Below are 20712 nucleotides of genomic sequence, written 5' to 3' on the forward strand. Positions count from 1 at the left end.
TCGAGGGACAGGCCAAGTGGCGCAGCGGCCGGCAGGATACAGGGGGCAAGGCTTTTCGCTTCGCGGCGAGAAGGATCGCTTCGTGCTGCCCCCGCTTTTCCGCAAGGTCTTTGCCGAACTGGGTGACGAGGGCGTGCTGTGCGTCGCCAAGCACCACAAGTATCCCTGCCTGAACGCCTTCGGCCCCAGCCGCACCGACAACTTCGAGGACATTCTCGACCAGGAGCTGGAGAACGCGGTCCGCCGGAACCAGGATTTCGACCGCGACCTGCGCGCCACGCAGATGTGGACCTTCACCGAAGTCCCCTTCGACAAGAGCGGTCGTTTCATCCTGCCCCAGCGATTCTGCAAGGTGGGCGGCATCGGCGACAACATCTGCTTCCTTGGCGGCGGCCAGTTCATCACGATGTGGGATCTGGATCGACTTGGGCAGGAGCCCGGCTGGGAAGACCAGTACGAACTGTGCCTTGCCGAAGCCGAGGATGCCCGTGCTAAGGCGGAGGGTCGCAAGAAGTGACCGCGCCGGCTCCCCACATTCCCGTCCTGCTCGATGAAGTGATCGAGGCGCTGGACCCGCGGCCCGGAGACGTCATCATCGACGCGACATTCGGTGCCGGTGGCTACACCCGCGCCATCCTGGATCGCGGGGCGACGGTGCACGCGTTCGACCGCGATCCCGACGCCATCGAAGCTGGCAGCAGGTGGGAAGAAACTCGCGAGGAGCCACCGCGCCTCGTGCTGCACCAGCGCCGCTTTTCCGAGATGGTCGATGCGATGGCCGAAGTCGGCATCGAGCGCGTCGATGGCATCGCGATGGATATCGGCGTCTCCTCCATGCAGCTCGACCAGGCCGAGCGCGGCTTCGCATTTTCCAGCAACGGCCCGCTCGACATGACGATGAGCCAGACGCGCCCGAACGCCGCCGACTTCGTGAACGAGGCGGACGAGAAGGACATTGCCGACGTGCTCTACCAGTACGGTGAAGAGCGCCAGTCGCGCCGCGTGGCCCGCGCCATCGTCGCCGCCCGTCCGCTCACCACCACCGGCGAACTGGCCACGGTTGTGCGCAAGGCGCTGGGCCATCGCCCCGGCGACAAGAAGGACCCGGCCACCCGCACGTTCCAGGCCATCCGCATCCACGTGAACGGGGAACTGGACGAACTGGAGCAGGGCCTTGCCGCTGCCGAGCAATTGCTGGGCGAGGGCGGGCGGCTGGCCGTCGTCAGCTTCCACAGCCTCGAAGACCGGATCGTGAAGAAGTTCCTGCGTGACGCTGCGAATGCGAACCCCCGCGGCTCACGCTACCTGCCCGAAGCGCACACCCCCGAACCCGCGCGCTTCGGGCAATTGTCGAAGGCGATCCGCCCCTCGCAGGCAGAGATCGACCGCAACCCGCGCGCGCGGTCTTCCACGTTGCGCGCCGCAATCCGTACCCAGGCACCTGCCCGAAAGGACGTCGCATGACTCCCCACCGCCGCATCCGCCGTATTGGCTGGCTCGCCGCGCTCGGCACCTGCATCGCGCTCTATGCGCTGCTGCATGTGAAGGTGAACGCCGTTCACGCCGAAGTGGTGCGTGCCGAACGCCAGATCGTTCGCCTCGAAGAACAGAACATGCTGCTGGAAACCGAATTCCTCACCCGCTCCAGCCAGGTGCAACTGGCCGCCTGGAACCGGGTGGACTTCGGCTTCGAAGCGCCCAAGGCGGAGCAGTTCATCGAAAGCCCCATGCAGCTGGCCAGCTTCGGTAGCCCGCGCACCGCCGATGCGCCCGCGCCCATCCGGCTGGCGGGCATGACCACTGGCGAAGACATCGCCGAGTTTCCCAAGCTGGTCTCTCCCCTCACCGGAAAGCCGGTGGACGAGCGCGTGCTGGCAGGTGGCGAGCCGGGCGAGGGGCACCTCGCCGTGGCTCTCGCACCCGGACCGCTTCGCGTGCCGCTGTCGGCACCGGCACAGGCCGCGGGCTTCACCCGCGTTGCCATCGCGGGGAATGCCGCCCGGTGACCGCCTACGCCGCCCCGCACACGATCATCACAGGCCAGGCGGGGCGCGTCGATCATCGTCGCCGCGCCTTGCTGGTTGCACGCCTGCGCCTGATGCTGATCGCGCTGGTCTTCGTGCTGGTGGCGGCTGCCGCGCTGGTGCGCATTACCTGGATCGGTACGGTGGAGCCTGCGCCTACCCACCGTTCCATGGCCGATGCCCTGCTGCCCCCACGCGGCGAGATTACCGATCGCAACGGCGTTCCGCTGGCCCGCGCCTTCCCGGCCTATGCGCTCTGGTTCAATCCCGCGGCGATGGCAGAGGGCGGCGACGGCGGTCCGCCGCTCGTGAAGTCGCCCGTTGAAGTGGCGCGCGAACTCAAGGCGATCTTCCCCGATCTCGACCTGCACGAAGTGACCGAACAGCTGCGTTCGGGCCGCGCGGGATACCTGCGCCGCCGGGTACTTCCCGAAGATGCCAACCGGGTGATCGCCATCGGCGAACTGGCGCTGGAATTGCCTCGCGAGACGGATCGTCACTACCCGCAAGGCTCGCTTGCCGCACACGTCCTGGGTTACGTCGCTGCCGATGGCCATGGCCGCGTGGGCATGGAATCGGTGCTGGACGAGCAATTGCTGGACCCCGTGCGCCGGGCAGAGCCGATAGCCCTCTCCATCGACACCCGCGTGCAGGGCGCGCTGGAGGACGAACTGCGCAGCGGAATGCTGGCGGTGGACGCCGTGGGCGCGGCGGGCATCGTGCTCGATGTGGACACGGGCGAGGTGCTGGCGCTGGCCTCCTTGCCGGAATTCGATCCCAACGACGTGAAGTCGTCCGACGTGAAGGTGACGCAGGAGCAGTACGACCGCGGCATTACCGCGCCTGCCTTCAATCGTGTGACCAACCAGGTCTACGAGCTGGGCAGCACGTTCAAGCCGCTGACCGTGGCGGCTGCCATCGACAGCGGCTCGATCACGGACCTGTCCCGCCGTTACGGCGCGACGCCCTACGAGGTGCAGCGCCGCATGATCCGCGACTCGCACCCACTGGGGGCGACGCTGAACACGCCGGAAATGCTGATCCATTCTTCCAACATCGTCACCGGCCATATCGTCGACGAAATGGGCGCGGCCACGCTGCGGCAGTACATGGTGGACCTGGGTTTCAACGAGCGGCCCTATATCGAATTGCCCGCACGCGGCTTCCCGATCTGGCAGTCGGGCGAGTGGTCGCGCATCCGCGGCGTCACGGTGGGTTACGGCCACGGTATCGCGGTGACGCCGCTGCACCTTGCCTCGGCCTATGCCGCGATGGTGAACGGCGGCATCTGGCGTCCGGCCACGCTGCACAAGGTCGAGCCGGGCCAGGCACCGCGCGGGCGCCGCGTGTTCAAGGCCAGCACCAGCGCGCGCATGAACCAGCTCCTGCGCATGATCGCCGTCTACGGCACGGGCCGCAACGCCGATGCGCCGGGCTTCCGCGTCGGCGGCAAGACAGGCAGCGCGGAAAAGCCGGGTGCGGGCGGCTATCGCGCCACCTCGCTGGTTTCCACTTTCGCCGCCGCCTTCCCGATGGACAACCCGCGTTACGTGGTGATCGCCATGCTGGACGAGCCCAAGGGCACCGTCGCAAGCTCCTACCAGCGCACGGCGGCATGGAACGCGGCGCCTATCGTGGGCCGACTGGTGCCGCGCATCGGCCCGCAACTGGGCGTGTTGCCCGATGCCGACCGCGATATCGATCTTACCGACCTTCGCCCGCTTGTAGGGGATGTTGACTGATGCGCCTTTCCGAGATCGCCAGCCAGCTTGGCACAGACGCGGGCGAGGCGGGTGAGACCAACGTCACCGGCTTCGCCATAGACCACCGCAAGGTTGCCCCCGGCAACGTATTCGGCGCGTTCCGGGGCACTGCCGTCAATGGCGAGGACTTCATTCCCGCTGCCGTGGCCAGCGGCGCCGTGGCTGTCGTCGCGCGGCCCGAAGCCAAGGTGGAGGCCGCGCTGCACCTAGCGGCTGAGGAGCCGCGCCAGGCCTTCGCCCGCGCGGCCTCGGCCTTCTTCCGCCCGACGCCTTCCACGGTGGTGGCGGTGACGGGGACGAACGGCAAGACGAGCTGCGTCGAAATGACCCGCCAGATCTGGCGCATGTGCGGAGAGCGCGCGGCCAGCATCGGCACGCTGGGCGTCACCACGCCAGACGAGAGCGTCTCCACCGGCCTCACCACGCCCGATATCGTCACCTTCCTTTCGAACATGACGGGCCTTGCGCGCGAAGGCGTGACGCACGTTGCCTACGAAGCGTCGAGCCACGGCCTCTCGCAGTATCGCAACGAAGGACTGCCGGTGCACGCCGGGGCCTTTACCAATCTCAGCCGCGACCACCTCGATTACCACAAGGACATGGAGGATTACTTCGCGGCCAAGATGCGCCTCTTCACCGAAGTCGTCGACGATGGCGGCACTGCCGTTATCTGGGCGGACGACGAATGGTCGAAGCGGGTTATGGAAGTGGCGAAGCAGCGCGGGCTGCGAGTCTTTACGGTTGGTGAAAATGGTAAAGATATCAATCTTATCGCCCGCACGCCCAGCCCGCTGGGGCAGGAGCTGAAATTCGTTCACGCGGGCCGCGCCCATGCGATCCGGTTGCCGCTGATCGGCGCTTACCAGGTGGCGAACGCGCTGGTTTCCGCCGGTCTTGCCCTGGCGACCGGGACCGATGCCTCGCAGGTGTTCGATGCCGTCTCCCGCCTGCAACCCGTTCGCGGGCGGCTGGAGCGCGCGGTAATTTCTTCGCGCGGTGCGCCCGTTTATGTGGATTACGCCCATACCCCGGATGCCCTTGCCGCCGCGATTGCTGCATTGCGCCCGCACGTGAACGGTCGTCTCATCACAGTATTCGGCGCGGGCGGGGACCGCGACACCGGCAAGCGCGCGCCGATGGGCGAGGCGGCTGCGGCAGGCAGCGAGCTGGTGATTGTCACCGACGACAATCCGCGCGGCGAGGATGCCGCCAGTATTCGCGAACAGGTGATGCAGGGTGCAGGTTCGGCGGCGCGCAACATCGGCGGGCGGCGCGATGCAATCGCCGCGGCCATCGCGGAGGCCGGCAAGGACGACATCGTGCTGGTGGCCGGCAAGGGACACGAACAGGGACAGATCGTGGGATCGGGAGAAAACATGCGGGTACTGCCTTTCGACGACGTGACGGTTGCACGCGAATGCGCCGCCGAACTGACCAAGGGCAGCGGACAGTGAGCGCCGTACTCGCCCCCCTGCGCTGGCCGCGCGCCAAGGCGGATACCGCTCGTCTTGCGCTGTGGACGGCAGACGAGATCGCCGCCGCGACTGGCGGGACCGCTTATGGTGAATTTCAGGTTAGCGGCGTGGAAATGGACAGCCGTGACGTGCGCGGCGGAGACCTGTTCGTCGCGCTGAAAGGCGAAGCGATGGACGGCCACCGCTTCCTCGACGCAGCCTTCGCGAACGGTGCCGCTGCCGCCCTGGTCGACCGCGAAGTCGACTACCCCCACGTCCGCGTTGCCGATACCACCATTGCGTTGGAAGCACTGGCCGAGGCCGCGCGTAATCGCGCAGCCGCGAAGATCGTCGGCGTGACTGGCTCTGTCGGCAAGACCGGTGTGAAGGAAGCGATCTTTACCGCGCTGGAACGCACCAGCCGCGGCGCTGCCCACCGCAGCGTGCGCAGCTACAACAACCACGTCGGCGTGCCGCTCAGCCTGTCGCGGATGCCGCCGCGAAGCCGCTTCGGCGTGTTCGAAATGGGCATGAACCACGCGGGCGAAATTTCCGGGCTGACCGCACAGGTTCGCCCGCACGTTGCCGTCATTACGACCATCGCGCCCGCGCATATCGAGAACCTGGGCTCGATGGAGGGGATCGCCGCTGCCAAGGCGGAAATATTCGAAGGGCTGCATAAGGGTGGCACGGCGGTGATCCCCGCCGACGTGGAACAGTTCGAACAGCTTCGCGATGCGGCGAAGGCGAAGGGCGTGAAGATCATCGCTTTCGGGCGCGGCGAGAACGCCGACCTGCGTCTGCTCGATGCCGTTCCCGATGGTTCGGGCGGTTCGCTGGTGACGGCGGCGATGGGCGACATGCGCCTGTGCTTCACCGTGGCGGAGCCGGGCGAACACTGGATCGACAACGCACTGTGCGTGATGGCGGCGGTCCATGCTGCAGGCGGCGATTTAGGCTCGGCGGGCCTTGCGCTGGCGGAGATGGGCGGCCTTAAAGGACGCGGCGCACGCGTGCGGGCCAAGGTGCCGGGCGGCCACGCTCTGCTGATCGACGAGAGTTACAACGCCAATCCCGCTTCGATGCGGGCCACTTTGGCGCAGCTGGGGCAGACGCCCGCCACGCGCCGTATCGCCGTGCTTGGCAGCATGAAGGCACTCGGCGACTTCGCCCCCGCTTTCCACGCCCAACTGCTCGAACCGATACTTGCCGCCAATATCGATCATGCGGTGCTGGTGGGCGACGAGATGCGCGCGCTGGCGCGTGAAATGGGGAAAGACGCTGCTACTGCGCTTGGCAAGGGCGTAACCTTTGCCCATTGCGATAACGCGGGTGAGGCGATTGCTGCCTTGCAGGAATTCGGACTGGCCGGCGGGGACGCCGTGCTGGTCAAGGGCTCCAACTCGGTAGGGCTGGCCCGCGTCGTGGACCATTTCACAGCCAGGGAAGGCTGACGCGCGCACCCATGTTCTATCTACTTGCCGAGATGCTGGATTTCGAGGGGATCTTCAACCTCGTCCGCTATCAGACCTTCCGCGCAGGCGCCGCCATGATGACGGCCCTGTTCATCGGCCTGATCATCGGCCCGAAGTTCATCAACATGCTGCGCGTGCGCCAGGGCAAGGGCCAGCCGATCCGTGCGGACGGCCCCGAATCGCACCAGAAGAAGGTCGGCACCCCCACCATGGGCGGGCTGATGATCCTCACGGCGCTCTCCATCTCGATGATCTTGTGGATGGACCTGTCGAATCCGTTCCTGTGGGCCTGCCTGGCGGTGACTCTGGGCTTCGGCGTGATCGGCTTTCTCGACGATTACGACAAGGTTTCAAAGAGCAGCCACAAGGGCGTTCCCGGCAAGGTTCGCCTGCTGGGCGAATTCGTGGTTGCGGGCATCGCGACGTACATCATCGTGCAGGAAGTCGGCTCCACTGCGCTTTACCTGCCGTTCCTGTCGGACACGGGTCTTGAACTGGGCTGGTTCTTCTACCCCTTTGCCGCCACGGTGATCGTGGGCGCGGGCAATGCGGTGAACCTGACGGACGGGCTGGACGGGCTTGCCACCATGCCGGTGGTGATCGCGGCGGGCGCCTTCGCGCTGATCTGCTACCTCGTGGGGCGCGCCGACTTCTCCACCTATCTCGGCATTCCGCACGTGCTTTCGGCGGGCGAGCTGGCGATCATGTGCACCGCCATCATGGGCGCGGGGCTAGCCTTCCTGTGGTACAATGCTCCGCCTGCCGCCGTGTTCATGGGCGACACCGGATCGCTGGCGCTTGGCGGCGCGCTTGGCGCGATCGCCGTTGCCAGCCACCACGAGATCGTGCTCGCCATCATCGGCGGGCTCTTCGTGCTCGAGGCGGTCAGCGTCATCGTTCAGGTCTTCTGGTTCAAGCGTACTGGCCGGCGGGTTTTCCGCATGGCCCCCATCCACCACCATTTCGAACAGCTCGGCTGGAGCGAGAGCAAGGTGGTGATCCGCTTCTGGATCATCGCCATCGTGCTCGCTGTCATCGGGCTCGCCACGTTGAAGCTCAGGTGATCACGGCCAAGGTCTTCTCCGGCAAGAACTACTGCGTGCTCGGGCTCGCGAGGTCCGGAATGGCCACGGTGGAAACGCTGCTGGCCAGCGGCGCCCGCGTGACTGCGTGGGACCGGCGCGAGGAGCCGCGCGAGGCTCTGGCCGGCCGCTGCGAGATCGGCGATCCGCTGGAGATCGACCTGACCGGCTTCGACGGCATCGTGGTTTCGCCGGGCGTGCCGCTGAATACGCATCCGATTGCGGAGCGTGCCCGTGCGGCGGGCGTGCCGATCATCGGCGATATCGAATTGTTCGCACTCGCCCGCGCGGAACTGCCCGCGCACAGCGTCGTCGGCATCACCGGCACCAACGGCAAGTCCACCACCACCGCTCTCGTGCATCACATGCTGGCGGAGGCGGGCGTGCCGACGCGTATGGGCGGCAATATCGGCCTGCCGGTGCTCAGCCGCGATCCCCTGCCGGAGGGCGGGGTCTACGTGTTCGAACTGTCGAGCTACCAGATCGACCTGACACGTTCGCTGGCTTGCGAGGCGGCGGCGCTGATCAACATCACGCCCGACCACCTCGACCGCTACGACGATTTCGCAGCCTATGCCTTTGCCAAGGGGCGGCTGTTCACCATGCAGGGCGCAGGGCAATTCGCCGTGTTCGGCTGTGCTGATGCGCCCACCAGTGCCATCCAGCAGGCCGAGGCCGCGCGCCGTCCCGATGGCCGCGCCGTCTGTGTCGACGCCTGGGCCTGGGAGCCCTTGCAGAAGGACTGGCCAAGCCTGCAGGGGCCGCACAACCTGCAGAACGCCGCCATCGCTGCCGCGCTGACCCAGCAGCTCGGCCTGACGCGCGAGCAGGTGCTGGTGGGCCTTGCCAGCTTTGCCGGACTGCCGCACCGGATGGAGCGGATGGGCAGCGCGAACGGCGTGCTGTTCGTTAACGATTCCAAGGCGACCAATCCCGCGTCCACCGCGCCAGCCCTCGCAGCTTATCCGCCAGTGGAAGGCAAGCCGCGCCTGCACTGGATCTGCGGCGGACTTGCCAAGGAAGACAACCTCGACGATTGCGCCCCGCATTTCGGCAATGTCGCTGCCGCCTACACCATCGGAGAGGCCGGCCCGATGTTTGCCGACCTGCTTGAACCGCACATGCACGTCGAGCGGTGCGAGCTGCTGGCCGAGGCGGTTTCCCGCAGCATCGCCGCCGCGAAGGAGGGTGACGTGATCCTGTTCAGCCCGGCCTGCGCCAGTTTCGACCAGTTTCGCGATTACGAGGCGCGCGGCGATACCTTCCGCGAACTTGCCGCCAATATCGGCTGCGATGCAACGCCTGCCGAATGCGGATTTGATTCGAGGTCTGCGGCATGAGCACGCGGCCCATCTATATCCCCCGCAGCGGCGGCCAGGGCGAGAGGCGCACACCGCGCCTGCCCAGGGATCGCAAGCGCGAGCTGCGCATCTGGTGGCGCGAGATCGACCGCTGGCTGCTGGCTTTCGTACTGCTCCTGATGGCGATCGGCACGCTGGCGGTGGCCGCGGCATCTCCCGCCAGCGCGCACCGCCTCTCCACATCGGAAGTCGACCTGCCGGACCTGTATTTCTTCTGGGCGCACGTCCGCTGGCAGGTGCTGGGCCTCGCGGTCCTCGTCACGACGTCCCTTTTGCCGCGCGAACTGCTTCGCCGGGGAACGATTTTGATGGCCGGAGCCATGCTGTTCCTGCTCTTGCTCGTGCCGTTCATCGGTTACGAGGTGAACGGCGCGAAGCGCTGGATCCGCTTCGGTATCGGCGTGCAGCCCAGCGAATTCCTCAAGCCTGCATTCGCCATGACGTTCGCGTGGATCCTTTCCTGGAAGCTGCGCGACGCGAAGCTGCCTGTCATCGGCATAACCGGGGCGCTGGTCGGCGTGGTGGTGATATTGCTGATGGCGCAGCCGAACCTGGGCGCGGCGATCCTGTTCACCGGCGCGTGGCTCGTCATGGTCATGCTGGCAGGGCTGCCGCTGCAACGTATCGGGATGCTGATGGGCGCAGGCATTGCCGCGCTGCTGCTGGCCTACCTCACCTATGACAACGCGCGCCACCGCATCGATTCCTTCTTCGGCGGGCCCACCGCCTATGACCATGTCGATCTTGCCAACCGCACGCTGACCGGCGGCGGATGGACGGGCAGCGGGTTCTGGCTGGGCGAGAACAAGATGCGCCTGCCCGAAGCGCACACCGACTACATCTTCTCCGTGATCGGGGAGGAAATGGGGCTGATCGTGTGCGCCATTGTCTTGCTGCTCTACCTCGCCATCATCCTGCGCGTGCTGATCCGCCTGGTGGACGAGGATCGGCTGTTCATCATCCTGGCCGCCAGCGGCCTGATCGCGCTGTTCGGCGGGCAGGCCTTCATCAACATTCTCGTCAACCTGCAGCTTTTCCCCAGCAAGGGCATGACCCTGCCCTTGGTGAGTTACGGCGGATCGTCGACAATAGCCCAGTGTTTCACCATGGGGCTGTTGCTGGCGGTGACGCGGCGCAATCCCTTCCTCGTGCGGGAACCTTTCGACATGCGTGACGCATTGGAGAAGGAGGACGACAGATGACCACTTCTTCACGCCATTTCGTGCTGGCCGCAGGCGGCACTGGCGGCCACCTGACACCCGCGTTTGCGCTTGCGCATGAGCTGGAGCGGCGCGGCCACCATGTCGCCCTGATCACGGACGAGCGGGGCAAGGCCATTCCCGGCAAGCCCGATTTCCTGACGGCGCACGTGCTGCCCGCCGGCCGCTTCGGCAAGAACCCGCTGCGCTGGCCCGCCGCGATCAAGGCGGTGCTGGAAGGCCGCGCCATGTCGCAGCGGCTGTACGAGACGTTCCAGCCCACCGCCGTCATCGGCTTCGGCGGCTATCCGGCGCTGCCCGCGCTGCTGGGCGCGCAAGGGGCGAACATTCCGACGGTGATCCACGAACAAAATGCCGTGCTGGGCCGGGTGAACCGACTGCTTGCCGGCCGCGTCGATGCCATCGCGCTGGCCTATCCCGACGTGGACCGCCTCAAGGCCAAGTACGAGGGCAAGACGCACCTTGTCGGGAACCCGGTGCGTCCCAAAGTCCTGTCCTTGCGCGACGAGGAATATCCGGCCTTCACCGAGGACGGCCTTTTTCGCGTGCTGGTGACAGGTGGCAGCCAGGGCGCGCGTGTGCTCTCCGAGGTCGTGCCGGACGGGCTTTCGATGTTGCCGCCTGCGCTTCGCAATCGCCTGCAGGTAACGCAGCAGTGCCGCCCGGAAGATATCGAGGCGGTGCGCGAACGCTATGCCACCCACGAAATCCCTGCGGAACTCGGTACCTATTTCGAGGATATGTCCGCCCGCCTTGCCGACGCGCACCTGTTCATCGGCCGCGCGGGGGCTTCCACGATTGCAGAGCTGACCGCCGTCGGCCGCCCGGCCATCCTGGTGCCGCTGCCCATCGCGACGGACGACCATCAGGCCGCGAATACCCGCGAGATGGTGAAGGCGGGCGGAGCGCGTTCGATCCGGCAGGCGGGCTTCACCGCAAAGGAACTGGCCAAGCAGATCAACGCCATGGCGCACCGTCCCGAAACGCTGGCCAATGCCGCCCATGCCGCGTGGAACTGCGGCAGGCCCGATGCCGCCAGCGACCTTGCCGACCTTGTCGAAAGTTTCGGCGGGGCGGACATGATGGACGTCATCCGCGTGGGTGAGAACAACGCGCGCGGCGCCTCGCAGGAAGCCGTCGCCCCGAACGGTGCAGCACGGGACGCGGCCAAATGAAGGGCGTCGGCACCGATATCGGCACGATCCACTTCGTCGGCATCGGCGGGATCGGCATGTCCGGCATTGCCGAGGTGATGGCGAACCTCGGCTACACCGTGCAGGGTTCCGACATCGCCGAGAGCGCGCGGGTGCAGGCATTGCGCGAAGGCGGCATCAAGGTCGCCATCGGCCACGATGCCGCAAACATCGGCGATGCTGCCGTGGTGGTCACCTCTACCGCGGTAAAGCGCACGAACCCCGAAGTTGTCGCCGCGCTGGAAAAGCGCATTCCCGTGGTGCGCCGCGCGGAAATGCTGGCGGAGCTCATGCGGCTGAAGAAGACCGTGGCTGTCGCCGGAACGCACGGCAAGACGACCACCACCAGCATGGTCGCCACTTTGCTGGATGCGGGCGGGGTCGATCCCACGGTGATCAATGGCGGTATCATCGAAAGCTACGGCTCCAACGCGCGGCTGGGCGACAGCGAGTGGATGGTGGTGGAAGCCGACGAGAGCGACGGCAGCTTCCTGCGCCTCGACGGGACGATCGCGGTCGTCACCAATATCGATCCGGAGCACCTCGACCATTACGGCAGCTTCGACGCGGTGAAGGATGCCTTCGTACAGTTCATCGAGAACGTGCCTTTCTACGGCGCGGCGGTGCTGTGCCTGGATCATGACGAGGTGCGCAACGTGATCGCCAAGGTGCGTGACCGGCGTGTGATCACTTACGGCTTTTCGCCCCATGCGGACGTGCGGGCGGAGAATGTGCAGCCGGTGGGCGGGTCCACCCGTTTCGATGCCGTGCAGACGGACCGCGACGGTAACGAGACGCGGATCGATGGGATCGAATTGCCGATGCCGGGCCGTCACAACGTCCAGAACGCCTGCGCGGCGATTGCCGTTGCGCTGGAAATGGGCTGCTCGGCTGATGCCATCCGCGAAGGCTTTTCCCGCTTCGGCGGCGTGCGGCGGCGGTTCAGCCATGTCGGGACGATTGCGCCCGATGTGCGGGTCATCGACGACTATGCTCACCATCCCGTTGAAATTCGCGCCGTATTGTCCGCTGCGCGCGACGCGGCGAGCGGGCGGGTGGTCGCGGTGATGCAGCCGCATCGCTATACCCGGCTGCGCGACTTGCTGGAGGATTTCCAGGGCGCGTTCGGCGATGCCGACCTCGTCTATGCCGCGCCCGTCTATGCCGCCGGGGAAGACCCGATCGCCGGAGTGGACGAGCACACGCTGGTCGAAGGGCTGAAGGCGCGCGGCCATCGTCACGCAACGGCGGTGGAGGGCTACGATGACCTGACGCGCCGACTGGCAGCCGATCTGCAAGAAGGCGACCTGCTTGTGTGCCTCGGCGCTGGCGACATCACCAAGTGGGCCGCCGCGCTGGAAGGCGACGTAACACGAATTCGCGCCGCGGAGGGCGCATGACGAACATGATTCAACCCGGCGAACAGATGCGCTGTGCCGAAGCCCCCGGCGCCGACGACGCGCCCGGCCCGAACGGCGTGGTGCCCACCCGCGTGAAAGGCGAGCTGAAGCGCAGTGCGCCGCTGGCCAAGCTGGTGTGGTTCAAGAGCGGCGGCACGGCGGACTGGCTGTTCGAACCTGCCGACCTCGACGACCTGGTGAATTTCCTTGGCCAGCTGGAGCCGGCGACGCCGGTGATGGCGCTCGGCCTCGGCTCCAATCTCATCATCCGCGACGGCGGTGTGCCGGGCGTGGTGGTGCGGCTGGGCAAGCCGTTTGCCAGCGTCGAGGTAAAGCGCGACTGCGTGGTGGAATGCGGCGGCGGTGCTCCCGGTATCCTCGTCGCATCCTCGGCGCGCGATGCCGGTATTGCGGGCCTCGAATTCCTGCGCGGTATTCCCGGCACGGTGGGCGGCTTCGTGCGCATGAACGGCGGGGCCTACGGGCGTGAGGTGGCCGATATCCTCGTCGATTGCGACGTGGTGCTGCCGGGCGGCGAACTCGTCACCCTGCCTGTTGCAGACCTTGAATATTCCTACCGCCACTCGCGCCTTCCTGACGGGGCCATCGTGGTTGCCGCGCGGTTCAGGGGCGAGCCGGGTGATCCCGAAAAGATCGGCGCAGAGATGGACCGGATCGCCGAGGAGCGCGAGAATTCGCAGCCGCTGCGCACCAAGACGGGCGGCTCCACCTTCAAGAACCCTGTGGGCACCAGCGCCTGGAAACTTGTGGACGAGGCGGGTTGCCGCGGCCTCACCATGGGCGGCGCGCAGGTGAGCGAGAAGCACACCAACTTCCTGATCAACACCGGCGATGCCACCAGCACCGATATCGAGGGGCTGGGCGAGGAAGTGCGCCGCCGCGTGGCGGAGAAGACCGGCGTAACGCTGGAATGGGAAATCAAGCGGGTGGGGCGGCCCTGAGAACATGACCAAGCTACCCTCAGACCTCCACATCCTCGTCCTGATGGGCGGCTGGGCCAACGAGCGCGAGGTTTCGCTCTCGTCCGGCAAGGGCGTGGCCGATGCGCTGGAAGGCAAGGGCTACCGTGTCACCCGGCTGGACATGGATCGAGACGTTGCCGCGAGGATTGCCGAGGCCGCGCCGGACGTGGTGTTCAACGCGTTGCACGGCGCGCCGGGAGAGGACGGCACGGTGCAGGGCATGCTGGACCTGATGGGCATTCCCTATACCCATGCTGGCCTCGCAACGTCCGTCATCGCCATCGACAAGGAACTGACCAAGCACGCGCTGGTGCCGCACGGCATTCCCATGCCGGGCGGCCGCGTGGTTCGTTCGGAAGAGCTCTACGAAGGCGACCCGATCGCGCGGCCCTATGTACTGAAACCCGTCAACGAAGGTTCGTCCGTCGGCGTTGCCATCGTCACCGATGATAGCGATTGCGGCAATCCCATCAGCCGCGATGCCAAGGGGCCGTGGCAGGATTTCGCCACCCTCCTGGCAGAGCCGTTCATTCGTGGCCGCGAACTCACCACCGCCGTGATCGATACGCCCGCCGGCACCCGCGCGCTGGGCGTTACCGAGCTGATCGTGGCGAGTGGGTTCTACGATTACGAGAACAAGTACACCGAGGGGCGGACGGAGCACATCTTCCCGGCCGACCTGCCGCCGGAAATAGAGCGGCTCTGCCTCGAATACGCGATGCAGGCCCATCTCCGCCTCGGCTGCGAGGGCGTGTCCCGCTCCGATTTCCGCTGGGACGACGAGCGCGGCGAGGAAGGGTTGTTCCTGCTGGAAACCAACACCCAACCGGGCATGACGCCGCTGAGCCTGGTGCCCGAGCAGGCGAAATACTGCGGCATCGAATACCCCGACCTGTGCGAGATGATCGTGGAGGACGCGCTGCGCCGATCAGGAAAACTGGGCCATGGCGCGGACTAATTCTCGCAACACCAAGGGCGTGCGCCGCCAGGCCCGCGCGCAAGGCACCAGCCGCAAGGTGAGTTCTGCCCGGCGCAAGGGACAGTCGATCCTCGGGCGGATGCTGGGAATGCTGCCTTTCACAGAGGAGCAGTTGCAGAAGACGTTCACGGTGCTGATCCTTGGCGTGGCCCTGCTGGGTCTTGGTTGGCTGGCGCAAGTGTCTGGTGCGACGACTGTGGCTGCGGATCGTTTCGCACAGGTCGCCAGCAACGCCGGTTTCAAGCTGCGTTCCGTCAATGTGCAGGGAACCCGGCGGATGAACGAAATGCTGGTGCACGAACGTGCCTTCGGCCAACGCGACCTTGCCATGACGCGGGTCGATATGGACGGCCTGCGCGAGGACCTGCTGCAATTGCCGTGGGTGGAAGATGCGCGCGTCTCGCGCCAGCTTCCCGATGTGCTGAAAGTGGATATCGTAGAACGCCAGCCACACGCGGTGCTGCGCAAGGCGGACCGGCTGATGCTGATCGATCCGACGGGCGTCGAGCTGGAGCCGATTTCGCGCAGCGATGCGGCGGAATACCTGCTTATCGAGGGGCCGGCAGCGCAAAGCCAGGTCGAGGCGCTGGACGCGCTGCTTGATGCAGCACCGGCGCTCAAGGGCAAGGTGACGGGAGCCGAATGGGTGGGTAACCGCCGCTGGAACCTCACCTTCGATACCGGCCAGCGGCTGGCTCTGCCACAAGGCGAGGATCGTTCCGCCGCAGCCCTGATCAGCTTTGCCCAGGCCGACGGCGTGCACCGTCTGATCGGCGGCGAAGTCGCGAGTTTCGACATGCGCAACCCGCCGCGCATGTACATGCATGTGCCGGGCCGTTCGGAGGCGCAGGAATTGTCCATGCAGGCGCAGCAGCAGGCCGAGGAACGGGGGGAGGAAACCTGATGTCGTCCAGCCAGCGAATTGCCCGCGTCTTCGGCGCGGTGAATGTGGGGTCCTTCAGCGTCTCGGCCATGATCGCCGCGCTGACGGAAGACGGAGAGATGCAGGTGCTGGGCAGCGGCCACCGCGCCAGCCAGGGCATCAAGCGCGGCTACGTGGTGGATATGGCCGCCGCGACCTACGCCGTGCGCGATGCGCTGGAGAGGGCCGAAAAGCTCGCTGGGACGAGCGTCGATTCGGTGTGGATCGGATGCTCCGGCGCGGGCCTTGCCAGCGAAATCCGCCCGATAGAGATCGGCATCGGCGGCAGGCGCGTCGAGGAAGAGGATATCGAGGCGCTGCTGGTCGCCGCGCGCGAGGCCTTGCAACCCGATGGCCGGACCGTGCTGCACGCGCAGCCCGCCTGCTATTTCCTCGACGGGGCGCATGGCGTCTCCAATCCCAAGGGCCTTCATGCTGAACGGCTGGGCGTGGACGTGCACGTGATGCTGGCCGATGGGGCGCCGGTGCGCAACGTGACAGAAGCGGTGCAGAACGCGCACCTCGACGTGGAAGGCGTGGTCGCATCGCCGCTGGCGACGGGATACGCCTGCCTCACCGCCGAAGAGCGCGACCTTGGTGTGGCCATGGTGGAACTGGGCGGCGAAGTTACCAATGTCTCGGTCTACGCGGGCGGGATGCTGGTGGGCCTGACTGCCATTCCGCGCGGTTCCAACGACATTACAGATGCCATCGCTTCCGCTTTCTCGATCCGCCGCTTCCAGGCGGAGCGGCTGAAGTGCGTCAGCGGCTCGGCCATCGCCAGCCCGACGGACCACCGCGAGATGATCGCCGTGGCCACCCCCACCGAAGACGGCTCGCGACCTGTCGCGCGCGGGGGCGATTCAGCGGGGCAGGTGCCGAGGTCGGACCTGATCGGCGTCATCACTGGCGAGCTCGACATGCTGATGAGCGATGTTGGCAAGGCGCTCGATTCCATGGGCTTCACCGGCAGCGCGCCGGGTTCCAGTGCGCGGCAGGTGGTCATCACCGGTGGCGGCGCGGAACTGGCGGGCCTTGCCGACTACGCCCAGGGTGTGCTGGGCGTGCCGGTGCGGATCGGCAGGCCGGTGGCCTTGAAAGGACTGCCCGAAGCGCATAGTGCGCCCGGCTTCGCGACGCTGGTGGGGCTGGTGCTCTACGCTGCCGAGGACCCGGTGGACATCCGCGCCATCGGATCACGGTTTACCACGACAGGCAGCTATGGCCCGCTCACCACGCTGATGCGCGCCTGGAGCGCAATGCGAGAGTATTTCTGAACGACGTTTCAAACTGTGGATAGTGCTGGCGACAGCATCCTTTAGAATTAACCTTTATGGCAAGGATACGGATGGCAGAAATCCGAGACCTGCCCAGGAGACGAAATAATGAGCATCAATATTGGCCCGCCTTCAGTTGACGAACTGCGCCCCCGTATCACGGTGATCGGCGTTGGCGGTGCAGGTGGCAATGCCATCGCCAACATGATCGAGGCCGAGATCGAAGGTGTGGACTTCATCGTCTCCAACACCGATGCGCAGGCGCTCAACAGCTCTTCGGCCGAGCACCGCATCCAGCTCGGCCCGGAAATCACGCAGGGTCTGGGTGCCGGTTCGCGTCCCGAAGTCGGCCGCGCGGCGGCAGAGGAAACGGTCGAGGAAATCGAGCGCGCGCTGGAAGGCGTGAACATGGTGTTCATCGCCGCCGGCATGGGCGGCGGCACCGGCACCGGTGCGGCCCCCGTCATCGCCCAAATCGCGCGCGACAAGGGTATCCTGACGGTCGGCGTCGTCACCAAGCCGTTCCTGTTCGAAGGCACGCGCCGGATGCGGGCCGCCGAAAGCGGGATCGAGGAACTGCAGAAGCACGTCGACACGCTGATCGTCATTCCCAACCAGAACCTGTTCCTGGTGGCCAAGGCCGAAACGACCTTCAAGGAAGCTTTCCAGCTTGCCGACGAGGTGCTGCAGCAGGGCGTTCGCTCCATCACCGACCTGATGGTGATGCCGGGCCTCATCAACCTCGACTTTGCCGACGTGCGCTCCGTCATGGGCGAAATGGGCAAGGCCATGATGGGCACGGGCGAGGGCGAAGGCGAAAACCGCGCGCTGGAAGCCGCCGAACATGCCATCGCCAACCCGCTGCTGGACGGCGTTTCCATGCAGGGCGCCAAGGGCGTGATCATCTCGATCATCGGCGGCGAGGACATGAAGCTGCTGGAAGTGGACGAGGCTGCGAACCACATTCGCGAACTGGTGGACCCGGAAGCGAACATCATCTGGGGTTCGGCCTTCAATCCCGAACTCGACGGCAAGATCCGCGTTTCCGTTGTGGCCACGGGTATCGAGCAGACCGGCGAAGTGCGGCGCGATACGGCGCGCCCGCTGGATCTGTCTTCCGCTCGCGGTCCGCGCAAGCCCGGCCTGGCGATCCCGGCCGACAATGCCGCCGAGGAAACGGGTAACGATTTCTCGGAAGATAGCGGCGATGACGACACGCTTGATCTTGCGATGATCGAAGAAACCGAAAATGACGGCGGTGACGCGTCTTCCGCGGTTTCCGGAGCTTACGGTTCGGACGAAAGCGAGGGCGAGGGCGAAGGTCTGCCCAAGCCTGCAGAAGACACCGGCTATGGCATCGCCGAGGAAGAGGGTTTCGGCAAGACCCATGACGAACCCGCGGCTACCGCTGAGGACGAGGATGCACTCGACCTGACCGACGAAACCGACGACAGCGACACCGGGCAGGACGAACTGCTGCTCGATGCCAGCCGTCTTGCGGAAGCGGACGATCCGGTAGCCTCGCAAGACGGCGGTCGGCGCGCCCGGATGCTTGTTGGTTCAGCGGAGACCGACAAGAGCGATGCGGACGCGCCCTCGCCGTCCCCGGCATCTTCGGGCAGGGATGCAGCTCCGGCGGCCGGTGGCAGCACGCTGTTCGAACGCATGGCGAATCTCTCGCGCCAGGCGCCCGATTCCGAGGACGATGAGGACGACGATGACGACGATCGCGGCGGTGCGATGCGCATTCCGCGCTTCCTCGGACGGCAGAACAACCAGTAAGCCGCGCTCGAAATCGGTCGAACCGTTCTCGCACCATTAAGCGAGGGCTGTATAATGGGCGGCGAATGAAACGCGTGCCTTTCCGAAATCCCGTCCTTTGTGCAGCCAGCGTCGCTGCTGCTGCTGTCACCGGTATCGCCTCGGCGCCACCGGTGCAGGCGCAGGCCATCGTCCAGGCCCTGCCCGATCCTGCGGCGGAGGACCTGAACGACGCGCTGCGGCGGCTTTCGCGCAATCCGGAAAGCGTGCCCGCGCTGGTGGCGGCGGGACGCGCCTCGTTGCAACTGGATGACGTCGACGCGGCGCTGGGGTTCTTCGCGCGGGCGCAGGCTGTCGCGCCGGAGGACGGGCGCGTGCTCGTCGGCCTTGCGCTAGTTGCCGTGCGACGCGGCGAAGCGGTGACGGCGCTGCAATTGTTCCGCAATGCCGAAGCTGCCGGAGAGCCGATGTCTCCGCATGCAGCGGAGCGCGGCCTGGCCTACGATCTCGTCGGCAGAAACGATCGCGCGCAGCGGCTATATCGCCTTGCGCTGTCTCAGGAAGAGAACGGGGAGGTCCTGCGGCGACTGGCTCTCAGCTACGCCGTTGCGGGCAACGCAGAAGCGTCGGAGGCGACGCTGTTGCCGTTGCTGCAGCGGCAGGACCGCGCAGCTTACCGCGCCCGCGCCTTTGCCCTTGCGATCAGGGGCCGGGACGAGGAGGCTATCGCGATTGCCGAAACCATGCTGCCGCCGCGTATTTCGCAGCGGCTCGCGCCCTACCTTCGTTACATGCCGCGGCTGACTCGCGCGCAGCAGGCGGCCGCCGCGAATCTCGGTCGTTTTCCCGCAGAGAACGAAGTCGGCCGCGATAGCGCCGAGATCGCCGCTTACGCCCAGCAGGGCGATGACGCCGCTCCGGTTACGCAATCTCGCAGGCGCCCCAGCGATCGCCTGGCCCCTAGCGGAGAACCGCTTGGCCCGTCGACGCAAAGCCCCGCAGCGCAAGCCCCCGCAGCGCAAGCCCCCGCAGCGCAAAGCACGGCCCCGGCAGCATCTCCTGCTTCCGGGGAACTTCCCGCGCTGGCCGACAATGCGCCGCCTGCCGCCTCCAATCCTGTTGCCACCGCTGCCGAACCGCAAGTGGTCGCTACACTGGAGCAGGAACCGGAGTCCGCTACCGCAAGCGAAGCGCAACCCTCTTTCTCGCTGACTGAAACTGCAAGCCCCCGCTCCGCACTCGCCGAACAAGTGGCCCGGCAGTCGCAGCCAGAACCTCCAGCGGAGGCGGTCGACCTGGCAGAAGCCTTTGCAGATTTCACTCTCGAAGACGCCCCTCTCCCATCGCGGGCGGGCGCCGTCGATATCACCACGATCGAGCCTCCGCGCGAACGTCCGGCGCCTGCCGAACCGCCACCGCCCGCACATCCGGCGCGGCACTGGGTGCAGGTTGCTACCGGGCAGGATACCTCCGCCTTCCGCTTCGACTGGCGGCGCATCGTGCGCAATTCCGGCGGCCTGCTGGACGATGCCGAACCCTTCACCGCGTCGTGGGGGCAGACGAACCGCCTGCTCACCGGGCCATACCCCAGTGCGCGCGCGGCGCAGGAGATGGTGAGCGCGCTCGCCGCCGAAGGGGTCGACAGCTTCCGTTTCAGTAGTGAAGAAGGCGAGGAAATTCAGTCGATTGACTGATTGATCGCGGGACTTGTGCCCAAGTTGTCCAGAGCCTTGTTCACATCTTGCCAACAGGCGAGATGGGTTTTGCCCGATGATTTTCGGACCCCGGATTGCGCCGAGGTTGGTTGCCGCTGCATTA

17 protein-coding genes are annotated in these 20712 nt (G+C 66.2%); all 17 read left to right on the top strand.

Annotation, left to right across the window (positions count from 1 at the left end):
• Positions 1-16 precede the first annotated feature (16 nt).
• The 17 genes from ABFX23_RS16100 (at position 17) to ABFX23_RS16180 (ending at position 20588) form a co-directional block, all read left to right on the top strand.
• Positions 17-517 (top strand): division/cell wall cluster transcriptional repressor MraZ, encoded by a 501-nt coding sequence (locus tag ABFX23_RS16100; protein WP_346033995.1) that lies wholly within the window; start codon positions 17-19, stop codon positions 515-517.
• On the top strand, positions 514-1464 hold the full coding sequence (rsmH, locus tag ABFX23_RS16105) for a 16S rRNA (cytosine(1402)-N(4))-methyltransferase RsmH (protein ID WP_346033996.1): 951 nt from the start codon (positions 514-516) through the stop codon (positions 1462-1464). The genes ABFX23_RS16100 and rsmH overlap by 4 nt, the downstream gene beginning before the upstream one ends.
• On the top strand, positions 1461-2006 hold the full coding sequence (locus tag ABFX23_RS16110) for a hypothetical protein (protein WP_346033997.1): 546 nt from the start codon (positions 1461-1463) through the stop codon (positions 2004-2006). Before rsmH ends, ABFX23_RS16110 begins: the two co-directional genes overlap by 4 nt.
• A complete protein-coding gene (locus ABFX23_RS16115; RefSeq protein WP_428831676.1) occupies positions 2003-3766 on the top strand; it encodes a peptidoglycan D,D-transpeptidase FtsI family protein in 1764 nt (587 codons plus the stop codon). Before ABFX23_RS16110 ends, ABFX23_RS16115 begins: the two co-directional genes overlap by 4 nt.
• Positions 3766-5241, top strand: a complete 1476-nt coding sequence (locus ABFX23_RS16120) for a UDP-N-acetylmuramoyl-L-alanyl-D-glutamate--2,6-diaminopimelate ligase (protein ID WP_346033998.1) — start codon at positions 3766-3768, stop codon at positions 5239-5241. The genes ABFX23_RS16115 and ABFX23_RS16120 overlap by 1 nt, the downstream gene beginning before the upstream one ends.
• Positions 5238-6695: a UDP-N-acetylmuramoyl-tripeptide--D-alanyl-D-alanine ligase gene (locus ABFX23_RS16125; RefSeq protein ID WP_346033999.1), complete on the top strand. Its 1458-nt coding sequence runs from the start codon at positions 5238-5240 to the stop codon at positions 6693-6695. Before ABFX23_RS16120 ends, ABFX23_RS16125 begins: the two co-directional genes overlap by 4 nt.
• A gap of 11 nt (positions 6696-6706) precedes the next feature.
• Positions 6707-7780 (top strand): phospho-N-acetylmuramoyl-pentapeptide-transferase, encoded by a 1074-nt coding sequence (gene mraY, locus ABFX23_RS16130; RefSeq protein ID WP_346034000.1) that lies wholly within the window; start codon positions 6707-6709, stop codon positions 7778-7780.
• Positions 7777-9138: a UDP-N-acetylmuramoyl-L-alanine--D-glutamate ligase gene (murD, locus tag ABFX23_RS16135; protein ID WP_346034001.1), complete on the top strand. Its 1362-nt coding sequence runs from the start codon at positions 7777-7779 to the stop codon at positions 9136-9138. Before mraY ends, murD begins: the two co-directional genes overlap by 4 nt.
• On the top strand, positions 9135-10361 hold the full coding sequence (locus ABFX23_RS16140; RefSeq protein WP_346034002.1) for an FtsW/RodA/SpoVE family cell cycle protein: 1227 nt from the start codon (positions 9135-9137) through the stop codon (positions 10359-10361). The genes murD and ABFX23_RS16140 overlap by 4 nt, the downstream gene beginning before the upstream one ends.
• Positions 10358-11554, top strand: coding sequence for an undecaprenyldiphospho-muramoylpentapeptide beta-N-acetylglucosaminyltransferase (murG, locus tag ABFX23_RS16145; RefSeq protein ID WP_346034003.1), 1197 nt, complete (start codon positions 10358-10360; stop codon positions 11552-11554). Before ABFX23_RS16140 ends, murG begins: the two co-directional genes overlap by 4 nt.
• Positions 11551-12972: a UDP-N-acetylmuramate--L-alanine ligase gene (murC, locus tag ABFX23_RS16150; RefSeq protein WP_346034004.1), complete on the top strand. Its 1422-nt coding sequence runs from the start codon at positions 11551-11553 to the stop codon at positions 12970-12972. The genes murG and murC overlap by 4 nt, the downstream gene beginning before the upstream one ends.
• Positions 12969-13934, top strand: a complete 966-nt coding sequence (gene murB, locus ABFX23_RS16155; protein ID WP_428831677.1) for a UDP-N-acetylmuramate dehydrogenase — start codon at positions 12969-12971, stop codon at positions 13932-13934. The genes murC and murB overlap by 4 nt, the downstream gene beginning before the upstream one ends.
• Before the next feature lie 4 nt (positions 13935-13938).
• On the top strand, positions 13939-14913 hold the full coding sequence (locus ABFX23_RS16160) for a D-alanine--D-alanine ligase (protein ID WP_346034005.1): 975 nt from the start codon (positions 13939-13941) through the stop codon (positions 14911-14913).
• Complete coding sequence (locus ABFX23_RS16165) at positions 14900-15838, top strand: cell division protein FtsQ/DivIB (RefSeq protein WP_346034006.1); 939 nt, start codon at positions 14900-14902, stop codon at positions 15836-15838. The genes ABFX23_RS16160 and ABFX23_RS16165 overlap by 14 nt, the downstream gene beginning before the upstream one ends.
• Complete coding sequence (gene ftsA, locus ABFX23_RS16170; protein WP_346034007.1) at positions 15838-17133, top strand: cell division protein FtsA; 1296 nt, start codon at positions 15838-15840, stop codon at positions 17131-17133. Before ABFX23_RS16165 ends, ftsA begins: the two co-directional genes overlap by 1 nt.
• A gap of 108 nt (positions 17134-17241) precedes the next feature.
• Entirely contained in the window at positions 17242-18915 is a 1674-nt protein-coding gene (gene ftsZ, locus ABFX23_RS16175) for a cell division protein FtsZ (RefSeq protein ID WP_346034008.1), read from the top strand.
• A 65-nt stretch (positions 18916-18980) separates the two neighbouring features.
• A complete protein-coding gene (locus ABFX23_RS16180) occupies positions 18981-20588 on the top strand; it encodes a tetratricopeptide repeat protein (RefSeq protein ID WP_346034009.1) in 1608 nt (535 codons plus the stop codon).
• Positions 20589-20712 lie beyond the last annotated feature (124 nt).

This window comes from Erythrobacter westpacificensis (assembly GCF_039542285.1).
In the GTDB taxonomy this organism is placed as follows: domain Bacteria; phylum Pseudomonadota; class Alphaproteobacteria; order Sphingomonadales; family Sphingomonadaceae; genus Alteraurantiacibacter; species Alteraurantiacibacter westpacificensis.

Coding starts and splice junctions, on each gene's coding strand:
- murC (WP_346034004.1), top strand. CDS start 11,551: ATGAAGGGCGTCGGCACCGATATCGGCACGATCCACTTCGTCGGCATC.
- ftsA (WP_346034007.1), top strand. CDS start 15,838: ATGTCGTCCAGCCAGCGAATTGCCCGCGTCTTCGGCGCGGTGAATGTG.
- mraY (WP_346034000.1), top strand. CDS start 6,707: ATGTTCTATCTACTTGCCGAGATGCTGGATTTCGAGGGGATCTTCAAC.
- ABFX23_RS16110 (WP_346033997.1), top strand. CDS start 1,461: ATGACTCCCCACCGCCGCATCCGCCGTATTGGCTGGCTCGCCGCGCTC.
- ABFX23_RS16140 (WP_346034002.1), top strand. CDS start 9,135: ATGAGCACGCGGCCCATCTATATCCCCCGCAGCGGCGGCCAGGGCGAG.
- ABFX23_RS16165 (WP_346034006.1), top strand. CDS start 14,900: ATGGCGCGGACTAATTCTCGCAACACCAAGGGCGTGCGCCGCCAGGCC.
- ABFX23_RS16120 (WP_346033998.1), top strand. CDS start 3,766: ATGCGCCTTTCCGAGATCGCCAGCCAGCTTGGCACAGACGCGGGCGAG.
- murG (WP_346034003.1), top strand. CDS start 10,358: ATGACCACTTCTTCACGCCATTTCGTGCTGGCCGCAGGCGGCACTGGC.
- ABFX23_RS16160 (WP_346034005.1), top strand. CDS start 13,939: ATGACCAAGCTACCCTCAGACCTCCACATCCTCGTCCTGATGGGCGGC.
- murB (WP_428831677.1), top strand. CDS start 12,969: ATGACGAACATGATTCAACCCGGCGAACAGATGCGCTGTGCCGAAGCC.
- ftsZ (WP_346034008.1), top strand. CDS start 17,242: ATGAGCATCAATATTGGCCCGCCTTCAGTTGACGAACTGCGCCCCCGT.
- ABFX23_RS16180 (WP_346034009.1), top strand. CDS start 18,981: ATGAAACGCGTGCCTTTCCGAAATCCCGTCCTTTGTGCAGCCAGCGTC.